The organism is Bartonella vinsonii subsp. berkhoffii ATCC 51672 (assembly GCF_902825225.1).
GTDB classification, from domain to species: Bacteria; Pseudomonadota; Alphaproteobacteria; order Rhizobiales; family Rhizobiaceae; genus Bartonella; species Bartonella berkhoffii.
Genome location: NZ_CADEAK010000364.1, coordinates 1 through 382 on the forward strand (window position 1 = coordinate 1; position 382 = coordinate 382).

Sequence of the window (382 nt, forward strand, 5' to 3'; positions counted from 1 at the left end):
AGGAAGGAGTTCGAAATTTCCGCTATGAGCTGTGAAAAAAATATGCGGTTTTTTTTCATTTTTTAATCGCTGATATATCTCAGCACCTTTAACTTCAATAAGACCAGGTTGGTCCGCATGAGGATCAAAATCAAAAATTTTATCAAGAAAAATATATTCAGCTACGAACAGCCCTATATTTTCCCACATTTCTATTGCAATTGTATGCAGCTCTTCTTTTGTTTTTTCTGGATACGCAGCCGTAAGGTTTGCAAGCGCGATTTGATGACGATGGATAAGAGAACCAAATGTTTTTGCTAACCAAGAAAAGAAAGAAAGTCCAATGTGACTAGGAAAATATTTTAAAATAAATAAAGAACCAATGAGAAAATATCCCCATAAC

At 34.3% G+C, this 382-nt stretch carries 1 protein-coding gene; it reads right to left on the reverse strand.

Features of this window, described 5'->3' with window-relative positions:
- On the reverse strand, window positions 1-382 hold a 382-nt coding region (locus J7R10_RS09630), incomplete at both ends, for an LpxL/LpxP family acyltransferase (RefSeq protein ID WP_484793000.1).